This is a genomic window from Flavobacterium sp. CAN_S2 (assembly GCF_015752255.1).
Taxonomy (GTDB): domain Bacteria; phylum Bacteroidota; class Bacteroidia; order Flavobacteriales; family Flavobacteriaceae; genus Flavobacterium.
The window spans coordinates 72,647-92,732 of sequence record NZ_JADOVA010000006.1 but is presented as its reverse complement, the minus strand read 5'-3'; the positions used below and the strand labels follow the sequence as shown (position 1 = coordinate 92,732).

Below are 20,086 nucleotides of genomic sequence, written 5' to 3'. Positions count from 1 at the left end.
AGCTATTAAGAAAAGGATAATGCCCGAACTAAATCTTCTTTTTTGTGGCGGCTCAGCGGAATTTTTGTCATTCCAATTTCAGCATATTTACTGTTAAAACGTTCTACTTTATCTATGTTGATAATGTAGGATTTGTGTACTCTTACAAATTTTTCTTTCGACAAATCATTTTCAAAAGATTTCATTGTAGAAAGTACTAAATTGCTGTCTTCCTCAGTTACTACTCTCACATAATCGCCAAATGCCTCAATCCATTTTATTTTTGAAGTGAAAATTTTCAATTTTTTCAAGTTGCTTTTTATGAAAATGTGTTCACCTTCTTCTTCTTTATTCTCTTTTTTAAGCAAATGAAAATCAATAGCTCTCTTTACTGATGCATTAAATCGATCGATTGCTATTGGTTTTTGAAGGTAATCGGTAGCGTCATAATCAAAAGCTTTCATGGCATATTCAGCCTTGGAAGTGATGAAAATAATTTGTGGTTTTACTTTTAATCCATCCAAGAAATCAAAGCCACTAATTACGGGCATCTCGATATCAAGAAAAATTAAATCCACATTATGAATAGACATGCAACTTCTTGCTTCGATAGCATTAGAAAAATCACCAATTAAGTGTAAATTCTGATGATTATTAACTAACTTAGCGATAATCATTCTTTGGATAGAACTATCATCCACCACGACACAGTTTAGTTTCATAATTTTGTATTTTAGATTTGGCTACGTAAACATACTACTTTTTTATTAAAAAAAAATTAATAGAGCCGATTTTTTTTACCATACATCGAATAAAATGAAATAACTCTTGTTTGCTAAGAATTATTGATTACTTTTGCACCCAAAATAACAAATAAATATATATTTATGAATCATTATGAAACTGTTTTCATTTTAAATCCCGTTTTATCTGAAGTTCAGGTAAAGGAAACAGTAAGCAAATTTGAAGATTTTCTTACTAGTAGAGGAGCAGAAATGGTGTCGAAAGAAGACTGGGGCCTTAAAAAAATGGCTTACGAAATTCAAAACAAAAAAAGTGGTTTTTACCACCTTTTCGAATTCAAAGTAGCTGGAGAAGTTCTTATTGCTTTTGAAACTGAATTTAGACGTGACGAAAGAGTAATGCGTTTCTTGACTGTAAGTCTTGACAAACACGCTATTTCTTGGGCTGAAAGAAGAAGAACTAAATTAAAATCTACAAAAGCTTAATTATCATGGCAACATTACAACAATCGGCTTCAGGAAAAAAAGACGGAGATATCAGATATCTTACGCCTTTGAACATAGAAACAAACAAAACTAAAAAGTATTGTCGTTTCAAAAAATCAGGTATCAAATATATTGATTATAAAGATGCTGATTTCTTATTGAAATTCGTAAATGAGCAAGGAAAAATTCTTCCTCGTCGTTTAACAGGAACTTCATTAAAATACCAAAGAAAAGTTTCAGTTGCTGTGAAAAGAGCACGTCACTTAGCTTTAATGCCATATGTGGCGGATTTACTAAAATAATAATTAAACTCAGTTGTTGGTTTTCTGAAACATGAAACCTAACTTCTATAACAAAGGACAACAACATGGAACTTATATTAAGACAAGACGTTCAAAACTTAGGCTTTAAAGATGATATTGTAACGGTAAAAAATGGTTACGGTCGTAACTTTTTGATCCCACAAGGTCATGCACATTTAGCTACTTCTTCTGCAAAGAAAGTATTAGCTGAAAACCTAAAACAAAGAGCGCACAAAGAAGCTAAAGTGGTGGCAGATGCAAAAGCATTAGCTGAAGCTTTGAAAGCTATCGAAATTAAAATCTTTGCAAAAGCAGGTGGTGAAAAATTATTCGGTTCAATCACGAATATTGATATCGCTGAAGCTTTAGCTAAAGGTGGACAACAAATCGAAAGAAAATTCATCACAAGCGGAATCGTTAAACGTACTGGTAAATATAATGCTAGTGTTCGTTTACACAGAGATGTTATCGTTGAATTAGATTACGAAATTGTTGCTGAAAAAGCATAAATTTTTTAAATTTATATAATTAAATCCCGATGGAAGTCGGGATTTTTTTTTGTTTAAACTGAACCTGTTTCAGATTCGTTAATTCATAAATTAAAGAGCATTTTAAATAATAAGATGCTGAAATAAATTCATCACAAATGAAATACTCAAGATTAACAAAAGAGCAATTTGAAGAATTGAACCAAGAATTCAGTACTTTTTTAGCTACTCAAGCAATTGATAAAGCCGAGTGGGATAAAATAAAAGCTGAGAAACCAGAAGTTGCGGAACAAGAACTAGACGTGTTTTCAGACTTGATTTGGGAAGGTGTTCTTTCGAAAGCAACTTATTTAGAACATTTTTCTAAAAACCATATTTTTCTCTTTCATTGTTTTGACACGTATGTTCAATCGATAGTTTTAAAATCGTTAGTTCCTGAGGTTGATTTTTTAACAAAGGACGGATTGCAATGGCTTAGCGATAATATGTTTACGGATACTATTGAAATGAAAGTTGGGAAAAAAGAGTTTACCGAAGAGCGTAATACTTCAATTTTCGAATTGATACAACAAGGTTCGTTTTTAAGCGACGGCCTTTTATACCAGCAAATAAATACTATTATAGCGTCATAATTGTATTGCTATTTATTTTTAATTGGTTATTTTAGTACACTTTTTCAAAACTAAAATAGCCAATTTTTATTTTCTATGGATATTCAAAATACGATTCAAAAATTAAGGGAAGAATTAAATCAGCACAATTATAATTACTATGTGTTAGATAAACCTATAATTTCTGATTATGAATTTGATTTGAAATTAAAACAGCTTCAAGAGCTTGAAAGTCAATATCCAGAATACTTTGACGAAAATTCACCTACGCAGCGTGTAGGAGGAACGATAACGAAAAACTTCCAAACTGTACCGCATGAACACCGAATGTATTCTCTTGATAATTCCTATTCCAAAGAAGAATTAATCGATTGGGAGAAACGCATTCAGAAAGTTCTAGGCGATGTTCCATTAGAATATACTTGTGAATTAAAATACGATGGAGCTTCTATTAGTATTACCTATGAAAACGGAAAATTAAAGCGTGCAGTTACGCGAGGCGATGGTTTTCAAGGTGATGATGTTACGAACAATATCAAAACTATAAAATCAATTCCTTTAGAGTTGAAAGGAAATTTCCCCGATAAATTTGATGTTCGAGGTGAAATCATTTTGCCTTTTGCAGGTTTTGAAAAAATGAATCAGGAATTAATTGAAATTGGCGAAACGCCTTATTCGAATCCGAGAAATACAGCTTCAGGAAGTTTGAAATTACAAGATAGCGCTGAAGTTGCAAAAAGGCCTTTGGATTGTCTGTTATATTTTTTAATTGGAAATAATCTTCCTTTCAAATCGCAATTTGAGGGATTAGAAACTGCTAGAAAATGGGGATTTAAAGCTCCAAAGGAAGCAAAGTTGGCGCATAACTTAGATGAAGTTTTTCAATACATCGATTATTGGGACACGCACAGGCATAATCTTCCTTATGAAACGGATGGTGTCGTGGTAAAAGTTAATTCTTTTCATTATCAGGATGAGTTGGGCTTTACTGCGAAATCACCTCGTTGGGCAATTGCTTATAAATTCAAATCAGAGCAGGTTTCTACAAAATTAAATTCTATTTCATACCAAGTTGGACGAACTGGTTCTATAACTCCGGTAGCTAATTTAGAGCCTGTACAATTAGCCGGAACTATTGTAAAACGAGCTTCTTTGCACAATGCAGATCAAATTGAGAAATTAGATATTCGGGTTGGAGATACTGTTTTTGTAGAAAAAGGAGGAGAGATAATCCCTAAGATTATCGCTGTTGATTTAAGCAAACGCCCAGAAAATACAGAGCCAACAAAATACATTACAAATTGCCCGGAATGTAATACGGCTTTGGTTAGAACCGAAGGAGAAGCAAACCATTATTGCCCTAATTTTTATGGCTGTCCACCGCAGATTATTGGGAGAATCCAGCATTTTATTTCCAGAAAAGCAATGGATATTGAAGGTCTTGGAGGCGAAACAGTAGCTTTGCTTTTCAATAACGGATTGGTTCATAACTATGCTGATTTATATGAATTAAAAGTTGAGCAAATTCTTCCTTTGGAACGAATGGCCCAAAAATCTGCTGAAAATTTAGTAAACGGTGTCGCTAACTCAAAAAATATCCCTTTTGAACGCGTTCTGTTTGCACTTGGAATCCGCTTTGTTGGAGAAACAGTGGCTAAAAAACTAGCCAAACATTATAAAAGTATTGATGCATTGAGTCAGGCTAAATTGATGGATTTAATTTTAGTAGACGAAATTGGAGAAAGAATTGCGCAAAGTGTGCTTGATTTTTTTGATAATCAGGAAAATCGGAATATCATTGAAAGACTTAAACAACATGGAATACAATTTGAAATTATTGAAAAAATAAATCCAAATGCAACCAATAAACTTTCCGGTAAAACCTTTGTAGTTTCAGGTGTTTTTGAGAAATTTTCAAGAGATGATTTGAAAAAAGCAATTGAAGATAATGGGGGAAAAGTGGGGAGTTCCATTTCGGCAAAAACGGATTATCTTATAGCGGGCGATAATATGGGGCCTGCTAAATTAGAAAAAGCCAATAAACTCAATATTTCTATAATTTCTGAAGATGATTTTATGAATTTAATAAATGAAACGGATGCGGCTACTGACTAAAAAGTATAATCTTATACAGGAAAATACATTAGTATGTTTTTTGTTTTCTTTTGCAATAGTGGAAGTTTTAGCAGAATTGTTTTCATTTAAAATAATTTTGTTTGCATTTAGACCCATAGTTGCCGCACTTCTAATTTATCTCTATTGGATTACCTCTAAGGAACGAAATGTGTTTTTTTTTATAACTACCTTTTTTTTGTTGCTTACCAGTATTTTTATTATTCCGGAATCACCATTTTTTTTGAGATTAGGAGTAGCCGGAATTGTAATTCATCGACTTTTACTAATAGTTTATATTGTAAAGTTGAATAAGGTCAAAGATTTTATACCAATACTAATAGCGATAATTCCCTTTATTTTTATTTTTTCTTATTTACTATCTATTTCGGATGGAATACCAGAAGAATTTTATTATCCTTTGTTAGTCCAAAATATCTTAGTGTCCGTTATTGGAGGAGTTATCTTGTCAAATTATTTTATGAATGAAAATGCAAATACACCTTGGCTTTCAATATTTGGCGTACTATTTATAGCATTCTATTTTACAGTTTTTATCGAAAAATGTTTTTTGTACAATTTGCCATTAACCTATTTTAAACCTTTGGGAATGATTTTGTATGTAACTAGTTATTACGCTTTTTATAAATTTGTCATTGATGCCGAAAGGTTGAATGCCAATGAAAAAGAAAGTATCGAACAAATTATCTGATTTTTTTCAACATAAAAAAAATCGATTATAGTTAAACTATAATCGATTTTCCTTCAAAAGCTTTAGCTTTATTATTGTCAACATAAAAATCTATTCTACCTAAGTTAATACCGTAGCAACCCACTTGATTTACTAAAACTTCTTTGCCTACAAGGTTCTTGGCAACTGTAGGTTTGTCTAAGAACGTGTGTGTGTGACCGCCAATAATCAAATCTATATCCTGAGTCAGTTCGGCTAATTTCAAATCACAAATTTTAGCAGGCTCGTCTCTGTATTTGTACCCTAAATGCGACAGACAAATAACAATATCGCATTGCTGTTCTTTCTTTAAAATCCGCACCATATCTTGAGCTGTTTCAACAGGGTCATTGTACACGGTTTCCTTGTACATTCCTTTGTCAACCAATCCTGCAAGCTCTATTCCAAGCCCAAAAACACCAACTTTTATTCCGTTTTTATGAAATATTTTATACGGTTTTACAAAACCATCCATCACGGTGTTTTTAAAATCGTAATTGGCGGAAATGAACTCAAATTTGGCGTGTGGCATTTGTGCATGCAAACCTTCCACACCATTATCAAAATCGTGATTTCCTATTGTAGACGCATCATATTGCATCATACTCATCAATTTGAACTCTAATTCTCCACCATAATAATTAAAATAAGGCGTTCCCTGAAAAATATCACCGGCATCCAATAGTAATACATTTGGATTTTCTTTCCGAATCGTTTCAATCAATGCCGCTCTTCTTGCAACACCACCCATATTTGCATTTCTGGGATGATCCGCTGGAAAAGGATCAATATAACTGTGTACATCATTCGTGTGTAAAACCGTCAATTGTCTAGTTTTTGATGACTCAAAACTGCTTAATGATACACCTAAACCTATCAACGCTGAACCAGCAGCTGTTTTTTCTATAAATTCTCTTCTCTTCATTTTATATTTTTTTGGAGCTATTTCCCGCTTTTCGTTGCAATCTTTTTTATCGTTAAAAAACGATAAAAAAGGATTTTCACTTCAATCAGGGCTAGGGCTTTCCGTTTTCTAAAACTATTTTGTTCTCTAAATTCGAATTACTTATTCAACCGTGATTCTAACATCTTTTATCACAGGAATGGTATCCACTTCTTTAAAATAATCAATAAGGATATTTCGTAGTTTGTATTCTAAATCAAATTTCTGAACTCCTTTTTTGAAGAAATTCATGTTGTCTCCACCATTAGACAAATAATCATTGGTTCCCACATAATAAATGGTCTCTTTTTGAACAGGTTTTCCTTGAACTAAAATATTTTTGGCAACATTATTTTTATCAATAGTAAAGGTTACACCTGATAATGGATGTGGTTTTTTTTCAGCGATGAAAAAGTCGACCATTTCCATAATTTGTTCTCCTTTTAATGCAATAACCACCAAGCTGTTTTCAAAAGGCATGATTTCAAAAGCTGTTCTGGCTGTTACATTCCCTTTTGGAAGTATAGAACGAATTCCGCCGCTGTTAAGCAAACAAATATCAATATTCTTTTTTTCTCTGGCTTGAAATACAAGATTCCCTCTCATTAAGGTAACATCAGCCATCAAATTACCAATTGTAGTTTGCCATTTACCCGTGCTTTTATCCAATGTTTCAGGACAATACGCCAGAACACTATCTAAATCTTTGTTGATATGTTCCCGATACGGTTTTATGAAATTTTCAATTGCAGGAACTTGATTTTCCTTTTCAGTAATAGGAATTCGTTTTCCTTCAATTTTAGTGACGTAGTAATTTTGTTTGCTGCAAGAGGCAACAAATAAAAATGTTAAGAATATAACAAAAAGTTTAGAAACGTCGTTATACTTTTTTAGATTTACCATTTTAAATGCGACTTAATTAATTAATTTTGTAATCAAGTAAAAGTACTATGTTTTTGAATTATATAAAGAATTTTTTTCTAAAAAAAACATTAAAAAACAGCTTGCAAAATTTGAAAAATAATGTCACCGCTGATACTGTCAAATCGATTGGTATAGTGGTTGATGCCTCTGATTTTAATAATACAGAATCGCTGATTAAAGAATTGTTATCGTGGGGAATTCCTCCGGGAAATATTAAAACGATTGTTTATTACGAGAAATTTAAAAAAAGTGACGGAGAAATTCATCCTACATTTAGTGACAAACATCTTAATTGGAACGGAGAATTTTCTTCAGCTGATGTAAATGATTTCGTTAATGAAAAATTTGATTTGTTAATCAGTTATTACGATTTAGAAAAAGCAATTCTGATGCAAATTACGAATAATTCAAAAGCACATTTCAAAGTAGGTTTTTCATCCATAGACAAAAGGTTAAATCATTTCATGATTAAAACTGAGGTCAATAATTACAGTATTTTTACAAGTGAGTTATTCAAATATTTAAAATTATTAAACAAAATATAAATATAATATGCAATCATTAATAGGAACTGGTGTTGCTCTTGTAACCCCTTTTAAACAAGATTTTTCAGTTGACACCGAGGCATTAAAAAGTATCGTAAATTTTTCTGTCGATGGAGGAATTGAATATCTGGTAGTTTTGGGTACTACTGCAGAAAATGCAACTTTGTCTCCAGAGGAAAAAGAATTGGTTATTCGTACTGTAATTGAAGCTAATAAAGGTGCTTTACCATTAGTGTTGGGAGTTGGAGGTAATAATACATTAAAAGTTGTTGAAGAACTTAAGACTAGAGATTTATCAGCGTTTGCAGCGATACTTTCTGTTTCACCATATTATAACAAACCTACACAGGAAGGGATTTACCAACATTTCAAAGCAGTTGCTGAAGCTTCTCCAATTCCAGTAATATTATATAATGTACCAGGAAGAACGGCGAGTAACATGTTGTCATCAACAGTTATTAGATTGGCTAATGATTTTGAAAATGTTGTAGCTATAAAAGAAGCGGCAGGAGATCTTGTTCAGGCAATGCAATTATTGAAAAATAAACCTAAAGATTTTCTGGTGATTTCAGGCGATGACATGATTGCACTACCAATGGTTTTAGCTGGTGGAGCAGGCGTAATTTCAGTTATTGGGCAAGGTTTTCCAAAAGAATTTTCTGAAATGATACGTTTAGGGTTAAACAGAAAAGTGGATGAAGCTTTCAAAACGCAATACCTTTTAGCGGATTGTATTGATATGATTTTTGAGCAGGGAAATCCAGCAGGAATCAAACAAGTGTTTCTATCACTGGGAATTTCAGAAAATACCGTGCGTTTGCCATTGGTAAAAGTAGATGATTCTCTGGCTAACAGGATTGATGAGTTTGTCAAAAAAATCAATAAGCAAGGGTAAAGAAAGGGTCTTTTTTTAAACAAAAAATATATTTTGAAGTCGCTTAATTAATAACTAAATTTGCCACCGAAACTTCGGTATGATTTTATAGGTTGTTTCAACCAAGAAATCATAAAAAAAGTAAAAAAATGAAAAAAATAATATCTCTATTGCTTCTTTTAGTTGTGTTCAGTTCTTGTAACGAATACCAAAAAGCATTAAAAACCGAAGATGTTGCTGTTAAATTTGAGATGGCAACTAAATTATACGACTCTGGAAAATATGCTAAAGCGATTCGTATTTTTGAACAGATTGCTCCTGCTTACAGAGGGAAACCTCAAGCGGAAAAATTGTTCTACATGTTTGCTCAATCGTATTACAAAACAAAACAATATTATTTAGCTGGATATCAGTTTGAAAGTTTTGTTTCAAGTTATCCTAAAAGTGAAAAACTGCAGGAATCGGCATATTTGGGTGCTAAAAGTTACTCAATGTTGTCTCCGGTTTACAGTTTAGATCAAACAGATACTACAAAAGCGTTAGATAAATTGCAATCGTTTATTGACAGTTATCCAAACTCGGAATATTTAGCAGAAGCCAATGCTGCGGTGAATGTATTGAGTGAAAAAATTGAGAAAAAAGTATTTGAAAATGCAAAAGGATATAATACCATATCTGATTTCAAATCAGCTATTGTTGCTTTAGATAATTTTGTTGCTGATTATCCTGGAACGCCTTACAAAGAAGATGCTTTGTTTTATAAATTAGATTCAGCCTATCAATTGGCCATCAATAGTGTTCCTGCAAAAATGGAAGAGCGATTGAATGTTGCCAAAGTTGCGCAATCAAATTTGATAAAATTTAATGCAGAAACTAAATACAAAAAAGTAGCTGACGAAATGTTGGCACGAATAGATAAAGATTTACAAAAATTTACTAAATAAATAAAGTCATGGATTTAAAAAAGACGAATGCTCCAGTAAATACAATAACATACAACAAAAATGTTATTGAAGAACCTACTGGTAATGTGTATGAAGCGATAACCATTATGGCTAAAAGAGCAAACCAAATCAATTCTGAAATTAAAAAAGAATTGACAGAGAAATTGGAAGAATTTGCTACATATAATGACAGTCTTGAAGAAGTTTTTGAAAACAAAGAGCAAATTGAGGTTTCAAAATTTTACGAAAAATTGCCTAAGCCACACGCTTTAGCAGTTCAAGAATGGTTAGACGGTAAAATCTACCACAGAGATTCAAATAAATAATAGGTACTATGTCAGTTTTAAGCGGTAAGAAAATTTTACTAGGAATTTCTGGTGGAATTGCAGCCTATAAAACAGCCTCATTAGTACGACTTTTCATAAAAGCAGGTGCACATGTCCAAGTGATAATGACACCTGCTTCTAAGGATTTTGTAACTCCTCTTACGTTATCTACGTTATCAAAAAATCCGGTACACTCTAGTTTTTACAATCAAGACGATGAGAATGAAAAATGGAATAATCATGTTGAATTAGCACTTTGGGCTGATTTGATGGTTATTGCTCCTGCAACAGCAAACACTTTGTCTAAAATGACAAATGGTACGTGTGATAATCTTTTGATTGCAGCGTATTTATCGGCAAAATGTCCGGTATATTTCGCGCCGGCAATGGATTTAGATATGTACAAACATCCGTCAACGATAGCTAATTTTTCTTCTCTTACACAATTTGGGAATACAATTATTCCAGCCGAAAGCGGTGAACTGGCTAGCGGATTATCCGGTGAAGGCAGAATGGCTGAACCTGAGAATATTGTTGCTTTTATTGAAGATGATTTAAATAGTAAATTGCCGTTGAAAGGAAAAAAAATATTAATCACGGCAGGTCCTACCTATGAAGCAATAGATCCAGTACGTTTTATAGGAAATCATTCTTCTGGGAAAATGGGTTTTGATATCGCGATTAGTGCGGCAAATCTGGGAGCTTCGGTGATTTTGGTTTCTGGTCCTACAAATTGTAAGGTTTCAAATCCATTGATTAATGTTATTCCTGTAGTTTCATCAGAAGAAATGTATATTGCTTGTCATCAATTTTATGGGGACACAGATGTAGCTATTGCTGCTGCAGCCGTAGCAGATTACAAACCTAAAAACGTTTCGGTACAAAAAATCAAGAAATCAGCTGATAATTTTGTAATAGAACTTGAAAAAACGAAAGATATTTTGGCTTCATTGGGAGTTCAAAAGAAAAACCAGTTTCTTATTGGTTTTGCTTTGGAAACAGAAAATGAAATTGAAAATGCAAAGCTGAAAATTCAGAAAAAAAACTTAGATTTGATAGTTTTAAATTCGCTGCAAGATCAAGGCGCTGGTTTTGGTAAACCAACCAATAAGGTTACTTTTATTGATAAATTTTTCCATATTGAACCTATGGAATTAAAATCGAAAGAAGCTGTTGCAGATGATATCATTAATAAAGTAATGACACATTTTGGGATTCAGCGATAATAATTGTAATCGCATTCTCAAAAAGTTGTATTTATATAAAACCGATTAAATAGAAATCTACAGATGAATAGAATACTTACTTTTTTGCTGCTTTTTATTTTTGGTTTTGCCCAAGCGCAACAATTAAATTGTGTTGTAACCGTAGATTCGCAAAGATTGAGCGCCACAAATCAGCAAGTTTTTAAAACCTTAGAAACCTCAATAAGCGAGTTTTTGAATAAAACAGATTGGACAGGTCAGGCACTTAAACAAAGTGAAAAGATTAATTGTTCCATGTACATCACTGTTTCTTCAAATAGTTCGGATCAATTTACAGCCACAATCCAAGTACAATCTTCTAGACCGGTTTTTAATTCGTCCTACGCGTCACCGGTATTAAATTATAATGACAAAGATTTTAATTTCAGATATATAGAATTTGAAAATCTGATTTTCAATCCAACTACGTTCGATTCTAATTTAGTTTCCGTTCTTGCGTTTTACAGTTATATGATTTTAGCAATGGATGCAGACACATTTGTTCTTGAGTCCGGAACGCCAAATTTTGAAATCGCTCAAAATATTGCAAACGTTGCGCAACAAGGCGGATCAAAAGGATGGAGTCAAGCTGATGGAAATCAAAACCGCTATTTTTTGATAAATGATATTTTATCTCCTACATTCAAACAAGTCAGACAAACCATGTTTGATTATCATACTGGATTAGACTTGATGAGTCAGGATTTGAAAGCTTCTAAAGAAAAAATAAAAGGATCTTTGGTTAATTTGGCAAAATTAAATCTAACGAGACCTAATGCCTTTTTAACACGTGTGTTTTTTGATGCTAAATCAGACGAAATAGTCTCTGTTTTTTCGGGTGGTCCTAGTATTACTATCTCAGATTTAGTCGATAATCTGAATAAAATTTCTCCTTTGAATTCAAGTAAATGGCTTTCTATTAAATATTAATTGGTTTTCAATTCTAGTTTAATTTAAATTCTTCCAAAAAAATAATATAGTAAATGATAACGTCACTTTCGATAAAAAACTATGCTTTAATAGAAAAATTGAGTATCGATTTTTCAAAAGGTTTTTCAACAATTACTGGAGAAACTGGTGCTGGTAAATCAATAATTTTAGGAGCATTAGGATTGGTTTTAGGAAAAAGAGCTGATTTAACTTCTTTGAAAAACAAAGAAGAAAAGTGTGTCATCGAAGCTCATTTTGAAATCTCTAAATATAATTTGTTGCCTTTCTTTGAGGAAAATGATCTGGATTATGAAAACGATACCATTATTAGAAGGGAAATCCTGCCTTCTGGAAAATCTAGGGCTTTTATAAATGACAGTCCTGTAAATCTTCAAGAGCTGCAGGAACTGAGCTTGTTTTTAATCGATATTCATTCGCAACAGCAAACACAGGAACTTTCAGATGAAAATGTGCAGTTCAATATTATAGACGCTATTGCAGCTAATAAAGAGACGATTCTAGCGTATCAATCGGTTTTGAAGAGTTATAAATCAGACAAATCTAAATTGAATTCTTTACTGAAAAGACAGAACGAATCAAAGAAAGAGCAGGAATACAATACTTTTTTGTTGGATGAATTGGTGGCAGCGCAATTAAAATCAGGAGAGCAAGAAGTTTTGGAAGCTGATTTTGAGAAGTTGAATAATGTAGAGATTATTAAGGAGTCTATCGATAGATCTTTGGCTATAGCCAATGAAGAACAAATAGGAGTGCTGCATAATTTGAATGAAATTAAGGTATCATTACAAAAAATCGTACCTTTTTCTGCTGAATATCAGTCTTTATTAGAACGAATTACAAGCATAACTATCGAGTTTGATGATATTTCAAATGAAATGAATCGTTGTTCTGAAAAATTGATTAACGACCCGGAACAATTGGATTTAATCAGTCAAAAGCTTCAGGTTATTTTTAATTTGCAAAAGAAACATCAGGTTTTATCTGTGGATGAATTACTGGAAATTCAAGTTAAATTGGAAAATTCAGTTTTAGAATTGGGTAATATGGAAGAGGAGATTGCGGCATTGACTGTTGCTATCGAACAAAAAACAGTCGAGTTAGATACTTTTTCGGAAACAATCCATAATAGTAGAGTGGAAGCTGTTCCAGTTTTATCTCAAAAATTGATTACCATTCTAGAAACTTTGGGAATGCCAAATGTCCGTTTTAATATTGCTATAAATAGTACTGAAACCTATTTTCAAAACGGAAAAGATGAACTTCAGTTTTTATTTTCAGCGAATAAAGGAACTGATTTCGGATTGTTGAAAAAAGTGGCGTCAGGAGGTGAAATGTCAAGGATTATGCTGGCTGTGAAGGCGATATTGGCACAATACTCAAAATTACCAACCTTAATTTTTGATGAAATAGATACAGGTGTTTCCGGAGAAATTGCTATTAGAATGGGTGAAATTATGAAGGAAATGAGCCAAGAGATGCAAATTTTTGCCATTACTCATTTACCGCAAATCGCGGCAAAAGGAAATGCACATTTCAAAGTTTTCAAATCTACGGTTGGTGAGGATACGCAATCTGAATTGAAGCTTTTAAATCAAAAGGAAAGAATAGTTGAAATAGCGCAAATGTTATCAGGAACAATCGTTTCTGATTCGGCCTTAAATCATGCGAAAGCCTTGTTGAACTAATATTTTACTTTATATTTGTTTCCTTATAAAAGCAAGATATTTGTATCAGCAAAAAAACGATTACACGAATAAATAAAAAACGAATAACCAAGAATATGATTATAGAACCAAGAATGAGAGGATTTATTTGTACGACATCACACCCAAAAGGATGCGAACAAAATGTTAAAAATCAAATCGAATACATAAAATCAAAAGGAGCTATTGACGGTGCAAAGAAAGTCTTAGTAATAGGTGCTTCAACCGGTTTTGGTTTGGCTTCACGTATTACAAGTGCTTTTGGTTCAAATGCAGCTACAATTGGTGTATTTTTTGAAAAAGCGCCTTCTGAAGGAAAAACAGCTTCTCCAGGTTGGTATAATTCCGCTGCTTTTGAAAATGAAGCGCACAACGCAGGATTATATGCCAAAAGTATCAATGGCGATGCATTTTCGAATGAAATAAAGCAACAAACATTAGATCTTATAAAAGCTGATTTAGGTCAAGTAGACTTGGTAATCTACAGTTTAGCATCACCTGTACGTATGCATCCGGTTACTGGAGTTTTGCATCGTTCTACGCTGAAACCAATCGGAAGTACTTTTACGAATAAAACCGTTGATTTTCATTCCGGTAAAGTATCAGAAATTTCAATTGAGCCTTGTAGTGGTGATGATATTGAAAATACGGTTGCCGTTATGGGCGGTGAAGATTGGGCAATGTGGATTGATGCATTGAAAGCTCAAAACCTGTTGGCTCCAGGCGCTACAACTGTTGCTTATTCTTATATTGGACCATCATTGACAGAAGCAGTTTATAGAAAAGGAACTATTGGTCGTGCCAAAGATCATCTTGAAGCTACTGCCTTTGCCATTACTGACAGCCTTGCAGCAATTAACGGAAAAGCGTTTGTTTCAGTAAACAAAGCATTAGTAACACAAGCAAGTTCTGCAATTCCGGTTATTCCATTGTATATTTCTTTATTATATAAAATAATGAAAGAAGAAGGAATTCACGAAGGTTGTATCGAACAAATTCAACGTTTGTACCAAGAAAGATTGTATACTGGAAATGAAGTTCCGGTTGATGAAAAAGGAAGAATCCGCATTGATGATTTAGAAATGCGTCCTGACGTTCAGGAAAAAGTGGCTAAATTATGGGTTGAAGCTGTTACTGAAAATTTAGCTGAAATAGGAGATTTACAAGGATATAGAAAAGATTTTTACAATCTATTTGGTTTTGACGTCGATGGAGTAGATTACAAAGCGGAAACAAACGAAGTGGTCAACATCGAAAGTATTGGCTAATCAAATTACTGAATAAAATATTTTCAAAACCATCAATTAATAGTTGATGGTTTTTTTATGGATAAAGATTACATTTGTTAAAATTTTTTAAGTCTAAAAATACACATTAATACCACACTTTATATTTATGTTTTTTTCCCTCATTATACCCGTTTATAATCGTCCTGATGAAGTTGACGAGCTTTTAGAAAGTTTGTCTCAGACCACATATAAAGAAATATTTGAAATTGTATTAGTAGAAGATGGGTCTACTCTAGTGTGTAAAGATATTGCTCAGAAATATGGAGACCGACTTGATATTTCATATTACTACAAAGAAAATTCAGGACCTGGTGATTCCAGAAATTATGGAATGCAAAAAGCCAGAGGTGATTATTTCATCATTTTCGATTCGGATTGTATTATTCCAAAGCAGTATTTATATGAAGTTGACAAAGCTTTAAAACAAAATTATGTTGATTGTTTTGGTGGTCCAGATAAAGCTTTGGATAGTTTTTCGGATATTCAGAAAGCGATTAATTTTGCAATGACCTCTTTTTTAACAACTGGAGGAATCCGTGGTGGTTCTGAAAAAATTGATAAGTTTCAGCCACGAAGTTTTAATATGGGATTGTCACGAAAAGCTTTTGAAGCCTCGAAAGGTTTCGGAAATATCCATCCTGGAGAAGATCCGGATTTGTCCATTCGCTTGTGGAATTTAGGTTTTGAAACCAAACTTTTCCCAAATGCTTATGTTTATCACAAAAGAAGAATCGATTGGGATAAGTTTTCAATTCAGGTGAATAAATTTGGAAAAGCACGACCAATTTTAAATAGTTGGTATCCAAAATACAATAAACTGACTTTTTTCTTTCCTTCGGTTTTCATCATTGGATTTTTCATTTCAATTGTATTGCTGTTGATTTTTAATTTTGATTATTTACTTCAGTTGTATTTCATTTACTTTTTGGTACTGTTTTTGGTGTCTTCATACCAGAATAAGAGCGTTAAAATTGGCTATTTATCGTTAATAGCAGTTTGGAAACAGTTTTACGGGTACGGTTTAGGTTTTATAAAATCCTATTATAAAATTATCATTTTAAAACAAAAACCTCAAGAAGCTTTTCCTGAATTATTCTTTAAAGTGTAATATGACAAAAATAATAGGTTTAACTGGCGGTATCGGAAGTGGGAAAACTACGATTGCAAAGTATTTTCAATCCTTTGGGATTCCAGTTTATATTGCTGATGATGAAGCTAGAAAAATCATGCAATCTCCAGAAATTATAAACGCCATTAAAAATACATTTGGAGAGGATATTTTTGAAAATGGGATACTGAATCGTGAAAAACTGGCCAAAATTGTTTTTAACGATGCCGAAAAACTAGAAAAACTAAACAATATTGTTCATCCTGCCGTAAAGAAACGTTTTGAACTCTGGCTTTTGGAAAATAAAACAGTTCCTTACATTATTTATGAAGCGGCTATTTTATTTGAAAGTGGACGATATAAAGACTGCGATATAATCGTAACTATCACAGCTCCAATAGAAACAAGGCTACAGCGTGTTTTAGAGCGTGACAAAACCACTCGCGAACTTGTTTTGAAAAAAATGGAAGCGCAATGGCCCGATGAAAAACGAATTGCAAAAAGTGATTTTGTCATTGAAAATATTTCTCTAGATTCTGCAAAACGAGAAGTTGATCAAATTCTTAAAATTTTAAAGATTAAACAAAAACATACTTAGGTGTTAATGTTTGGTTAATCTATTATTTAATATATTGTTAAAATACTAAATTTGTTTCGATGAATAAACTTTTTTTTAGATTACTTGTTTTATTAATGAGCTTGTCCCTAATTGGGATTATTCTTGTTCAGGTGTATTGGTTTAATACGTCTTTTAAAAATAATGATGAGCAATTTAAATTCCATGTTAAGCAAGTGATTGGTAATGTGGCGGATAAGGTTCAAAAGCAGGAAGCGTATAATTTTTATGATAAAATAAATCATTATAAAGACAGTACAGGAAAAGTACCCAAAAAGGATGATATATTAGAATTTTATTATGTTCAAAAAAATCCGAGAACGAATAAAACAATCATATATTCAAACAGTATAATTTCTGAAGATTATAATATTTCGCCAACGTTCTTTGATAAAAAATTTGATAGTGAGAAATTCAAGAGCTTTAGTTCTAAACGCGTCACAGAAGTTTATAACAATAATTCTATTGATAAATCAGGGGTAACACAAAGTTTAATTCCTGATATCAGAGTTGAAAAAACAGGAAATTTAGATGTTTTAGATAACGCTTCATTTGAAATATTTTATAAAGATTTCGCCTCTGTTTTGCCTATTCAAGAACGAGTTTCTAAAGAAACATTGAATAAACTTATTAAAAAAGAACTGGAAGAATCTGGTGTTAATACAAAATTCGAATTTAGTATTTACAATAATAATTTGGCGACTGCTGTAAAATCGAACGAATTTAAATACAATAAAGAAGCTACGTATTCTATTCCGATATTTACTGATAATGAAGGGAACAGTAAATACCAATTACTGGTTACATTTCCTCATAAAAAGAAATTTTTGTTGTCAGAACTGGTAAGTATAACAGTGCTTTCGATCATATTTACGCTAATTATTCTTATTGCATATTCAAGTGCATTGAATCAATTAATTCGTCAAAGACAGATTTCTGAAATCAAGAATGATTTTATAAATAACATGACGCACGAGTTCAAAACGCCTATTGCTACAATTAATTTGGCTTTGGATGCCATTAGAAATCCAAAAATAATTGATGATAAAGAAAAGGTATTGCGATACCTTCAAATGATTAAGGATGAAAATAAACGAATGCATGCCCAAGTAGAAAATGTACTTCGTATTTCTAAATTAGAAAAGAAAGAGTTAGATATTACTAAAGAATCAAATAATATTCATGAAATTATTGAAGATGCAATAGATCATGTGAATTTGATTTTAGAAGATAGACAAGGAAAAATAACCTGTCATTTCAATGCTGTAAGAACTACAGTATTAATCAATGATGTGCATTTTACCAATGTTATTGTGAATATCCTGGAGAATGCCATCAAATATTCTCCAAACGTTCCGGAAATTGAGATTTTTACTGAAAATATCAAAGACATGATTATTATTAAAGTAAAAGATAAAGGTTTGGGAATGAGTAAAATTGCTCAAAAAAGAATTTTTGAAAAATTTTACAGAGAGCATACAGGTGATATCCATAATGTGAAAGGTCATGGATTAGGTTTAGCGTATGTAAAAAGAATTGTTGACGACCACAACGGTCAAGTTTATGTAGAAAGTGAAAAGGGAAAAGGGAGTACCTTCATTATAAAATTACCATTAATAAATTAGAATATGGAAAATGTAAATAAAAAAATACTTTTAGTCGAAGATGACCTTAATTTTGGTGCGGTTTTAAAGGATTATTTAATGCTTAATGATTTTGACGTCACTTTGGCGAAAAATGGAATGGAAGGATTTGAAAAATTCAAGAAAGACACTTTTGATTTATGTATTCTGGATGTTATGATGCCTTATAAAGATGGATATACGTTAGCAAAAGAAATCAGAGAAAAAAATAATGAAGTGCCTATTATTTTCTTGACAGCAAAATCTATGAAAGAAGATGTGCTGAAAGGTTATAAAGCTGGCGCTGACGATTACTTGAACAAGCCTTTTGATTCTGAAGTATTGTTGATGAAAATCAAAGCAATTATTCAAAGAAAATCATCGGATACAAAAGCAGAACAAGTACAATTTGAATTTAATATTGGAAAATTCCATTTGAATTCAAAACTTCGTTTTTTAACTTTTAACAATGAAGAGCCAATAAAATTATCTCCAAAAGAGAATGAATTATTGAAAATGTTGATTCTTCACGAAAATGATTTGATGCCAAGAGAATTAGCCTTGACAAAAATCTGGAGAGATGACAACTATTTTACTTCCAGAAGTATGGATGTGTACATCGCTAAATTGAGAAAGTATTTGAAACTGGATGAAGATGTAGAAATTTTGAACATCCACGGAGAAGGATTCAGATTAGTGGTTAAGAACAAAGTAGCAGAATAAATAGATTTAAGCCTCAAGAAATTGAGGCTTTTTTTTTGGAGCAAAATAGTGTGTTTTATTTCCAGTTCAATTGTAAAGCAAAACTGGTTTTATCTTCTTTTGTAATACTAAAAACGGTTTCTTTTTCTGAAATACTTTCGTGAATGATGACTTTATCTTTTAATGATAATTCTTTTAAGAAATTCATTTCTAAACTTTCAATTTTTTGATTTAGAATTAATTTTTCATCAACTAAGTCCAAACACCATTCTAAATATTTTACATTATTGACATGATTTACAATATCTAAATCAGATAAAAAAACGTTTTTTTCAAAAACAATTTCCTTTTCATTATTGAAATTTATTTTAGCGAAACCTTCAAGAGTAGCTCTTTTTTCGGGATACAATTCGAAATGTTCAAATGGTAGCGCCAATCCTTCCGGCCGACGCTTTTTAGTATTAAAAACCGCCCAAAAAGTCTCAGAACCCACAATTTTTTCGCCATTTACGTGCATTTCCAGCGCCCTAACGGAACGGGAGTTTTCCAGGGAATTGATCCATGTTTTTACAGTTACAATATCTCCCCATTTTGGCAATTTATTTATTTCGACACGCATTCTGCTCAAAACCCAAGCTTGGTCAAATTCCTGCATGTCCGAAAAACTGATTCCACCAACTTCTGAATGTGCAGCAGCCGTCAATTGTAGCATATTGCATAAGTCAGTATATTTTAAAAAACCGTTTGGTGCGCATTGTGTAAAATTGATTTCCCAATCTTTGCTTAATATGGAAGTGAAATTTGGAGAGATAGGCATATAAATAATTATGAATTATGAATTATG

At 32.2% G+C, this 20,086-nt stretch carries 22 protein-coding genes; 18 read left to right on the top strand and 4 right to left on the bottom strand.

What is annotated here, in order from left to right; translation table 11 throughout:
- Positions 1-5: 5 nt before the first annotated feature.
- Positions 6-701: a LytR/AlgR family response regulator transcription factor gene (locus tag IWX80_RS15970; protein WP_113634538.1), complete on the bottom strand. Its 696-nt coding sequence runs from the start codon at positions 699-701 to the stop codon at positions 6-8.
- A gap of 165 nt (positions 702-866) precedes the next feature.
- Here IWX80_RS15970 and rpsF point away from each other — a divergent pair, with 165 nt between their 5' ends.
- The 6 genes from rpsF (at position 867) to IWX80_RS15940 (ending at position 5,433) form a co-directional block, all read left to right on the top strand.
- Complete coding sequence (rpsF, locus tag IWX80_RS15965; protein WP_035671622.1) at positions 867-1,208, top strand: 30S ribosomal protein S6; 342 nt, start codon at positions 867-869, stop codon at positions 1,206-1,208.
- Positions 1,209-1,213: 5 nt separating this feature from the next.
- Complete coding sequence (gene rpsR / locus IWX80_RS15960) at positions 1,214-1,510, top strand: 30S ribosomal protein S18 (protein ID WP_007138295.1); 297 nt, start codon at positions 1,214-1,216, stop codon at positions 1,508-1,510.
- 65 nt (positions 1,511-1,575) lie between these two features.
- Complete coding sequence (rplI, locus tag IWX80_RS15955) at positions 1,576-2,019, top strand: 50S ribosomal protein L9 (RefSeq protein WP_113634537.1); 444 nt, start codon at positions 1,576-1,578, stop codon at positions 2,017-2,019.
- 137 nt (positions 2,020-2,156) lie between these two features.
- Positions 2,157-2,630 (top strand): DUF6495 family protein, encoded by a 474-nt coding sequence (locus IWX80_RS15950; protein ID WP_196854316.1) that lies wholly within the window; start codon positions 2,157-2,159, stop codon positions 2,628-2,630.
- Positions 2,631-2,705: 75 nt separating this feature from the next.
- Positions 2,706-4,724 (top strand): NAD-dependent DNA ligase LigA, encoded by a 2,019-nt coding sequence (ligA, locus tag IWX80_RS15945; RefSeq protein ID WP_196854315.1) that lies wholly within the window; start codon positions 2,706-2,708, stop codon positions 4,722-4,724.
- A 241-nt stretch (positions 4,725-4,965) separates the two neighbouring features.
- Positions 4,966-5,433, top strand: a complete 468-nt coding sequence (locus IWX80_RS15940; RefSeq protein ID WP_196854314.1) for a hypothetical protein — start codon at positions 4,966-4,968, stop codon at positions 5,431-5,433.
- Positions 5,434-5,464: 31 nt separating this feature from the next.
- Here IWX80_RS15940 and IWX80_RS15935 read toward each other — a convergent pair whose 3' ends face one another.
- Both IWX80_RS15935 and IWX80_RS15930 read right to left on the bottom strand, forming a co-directional pair.
- Entirely contained in the window at positions 5,465-6,376 is a 912-nt protein-coding gene (locus IWX80_RS15935; RefSeq protein WP_196854313.1) for a bifunctional metallophosphatase/5'-nucleotidase, read from the bottom strand.
- 141 nt (positions 6,377-6,517) lie between these two features.
- A complete protein-coding gene (locus IWX80_RS15930; RefSeq protein WP_196854312.1) occupies positions 6,518-7,297 on the bottom strand; it encodes a 5'-nucleotidase C-terminal domain-containing protein in 780 nt (259 codons plus the stop codon).
- Positions 7,298-7,344: 47 nt separating this feature from the next.
- On the opposite strand from IWX80_RS15930, the gene IWX80_RS15925 reads away from it, so the two are divergent.
- The 12 genes from IWX80_RS15925 (at position 7,345) to IWX80_RS15870 (ending at position 19,263) form a co-directional block, all read left to right on the top strand.
- Positions 7,345-7,863 carry a DUF6913 domain-containing protein gene (locus IWX80_RS15925; protein ID WP_196854311.1) on the top strand — a complete coding sequence of 173 codons (519 nt, stop codon included), beginning with the start codon at positions 7,345-7,347 and terminating at the stop codon, positions 7,861-7,863.
- A gap of 7 nt (positions 7,864-7,870) precedes the next feature.
- Positions 7,871-8,758, top strand: a complete 888-nt coding sequence (dapA, locus tag IWX80_RS15920; RefSeq protein WP_196854310.1) for a 4-hydroxy-tetrahydrodipicolinate synthase — start codon at positions 7,871-7,873, stop codon at positions 8,756-8,758.
- A 128-nt stretch (positions 8,759-8,886) separates the two neighbouring features.
- On the top strand, positions 8,887-9,681 hold the full coding sequence (locus IWX80_RS15915) for an outer membrane protein assembly factor BamD (RefSeq protein ID WP_196854309.1): 795 nt from the start codon (positions 8,887-8,889) through the stop codon (positions 9,679-9,681).
- Positions 9,682-9,689: 8 nt separating this feature from the next.
- Positions 9,690-10,007 (top strand): DNA-directed RNA polymerase subunit omega, encoded by a 318-nt coding sequence (locus IWX80_RS15910; protein ID WP_035671643.1) that lies wholly within the window; start codon positions 9,690-9,692, stop codon positions 10,005-10,007.
- Between the two features lie 8 nt (positions 10,008-10,015).
- Entirely contained in the window at positions 10,016-11,233 is a 1,218-nt protein-coding gene (gene coaBC / locus IWX80_RS15905) for a bifunctional phosphopantothenoylcysteine decarboxylase/phosphopantothenate--cysteine ligase CoaBC (RefSeq protein ID WP_196854308.1), read from the top strand.
- A gap of 63 nt (positions 11,234-11,296) precedes the next feature.
- Complete coding sequence (locus IWX80_RS15900; protein ID WP_196854307.1) at positions 11,297-12,181, top strand: type IX secretion system protein PorD; 885 nt, start codon at positions 11,297-11,299, stop codon at positions 12,179-12,181.
- A 53-nt stretch (positions 12,182-12,234) separates the two neighbouring features.
- Positions 12,235-13,887, top strand: a complete 1,653-nt coding sequence (gene recN / locus IWX80_RS15895; protein WP_196854306.1) for a DNA repair protein RecN — start codon at positions 12,235-12,237, stop codon at positions 13,885-13,887.
- Positions 13,888-13,982: 95 nt separating this feature from the next.
- On the top strand, positions 13,983-15,173 hold the full coding sequence (gene fabV, locus IWX80_RS15890; protein WP_196854305.1) for an enoyl-ACP reductase FabV: 1,191 nt from the start codon (positions 13,983-13,985) through the stop codon (positions 15,171-15,173).
- Between the two features lie 127 nt (positions 15,174-15,300).
- Positions 15,301-16,302 (top strand): glycosyltransferase, encoded by a 1,002-nt coding sequence (locus IWX80_RS15885; protein ID WP_196854304.1) that lies wholly within the window; start codon positions 15,301-15,303, stop codon positions 16,300-16,302.
- 1 nt (position 16,303) lies between these two features.
- On the top strand, positions 16,304-16,900 hold the full coding sequence (coaE, locus tag IWX80_RS15880) for a dephospho-CoA kinase (protein ID WP_196854303.1): 597 nt from the start codon (positions 16,304-16,306) through the stop codon (positions 16,898-16,900).
- Between the two features lie 59 nt (positions 16,901-16,959).
- Positions 16,960-18,543, top strand: coding sequence for a sensor histidine kinase (locus IWX80_RS15875; protein WP_196854302.1), 1,584 nt, complete (start codon positions 16,960-16,962; stop codon positions 18,541-18,543).
- A gap of 3 nt (positions 18,544-18,546) precedes the next feature.
- Positions 18,547-19,263, top strand: coding sequence for a response regulator transcription factor (locus IWX80_RS15870; protein WP_113634522.1), 717 nt, complete (start codon positions 18,547-18,549; stop codon positions 19,261-19,263).
- Positions 19,264-19,318: 55 nt separating this feature from the next.
- Here the strand turns inward: IWX80_RS15870 and IWX80_RS15865 are convergent, their stop codons facing one another.
- Positions 19,319-20,059 (bottom strand): acyl-[acyl-carrier-protein] thioesterase, encoded by a 741-nt coding sequence (locus IWX80_RS15865; RefSeq protein WP_196854301.1) that lies wholly within the window; start codon positions 20,057-20,059, stop codon positions 19,319-19,321.
- Positions 20,060-20,086 lie beyond the last annotated feature (27 nt).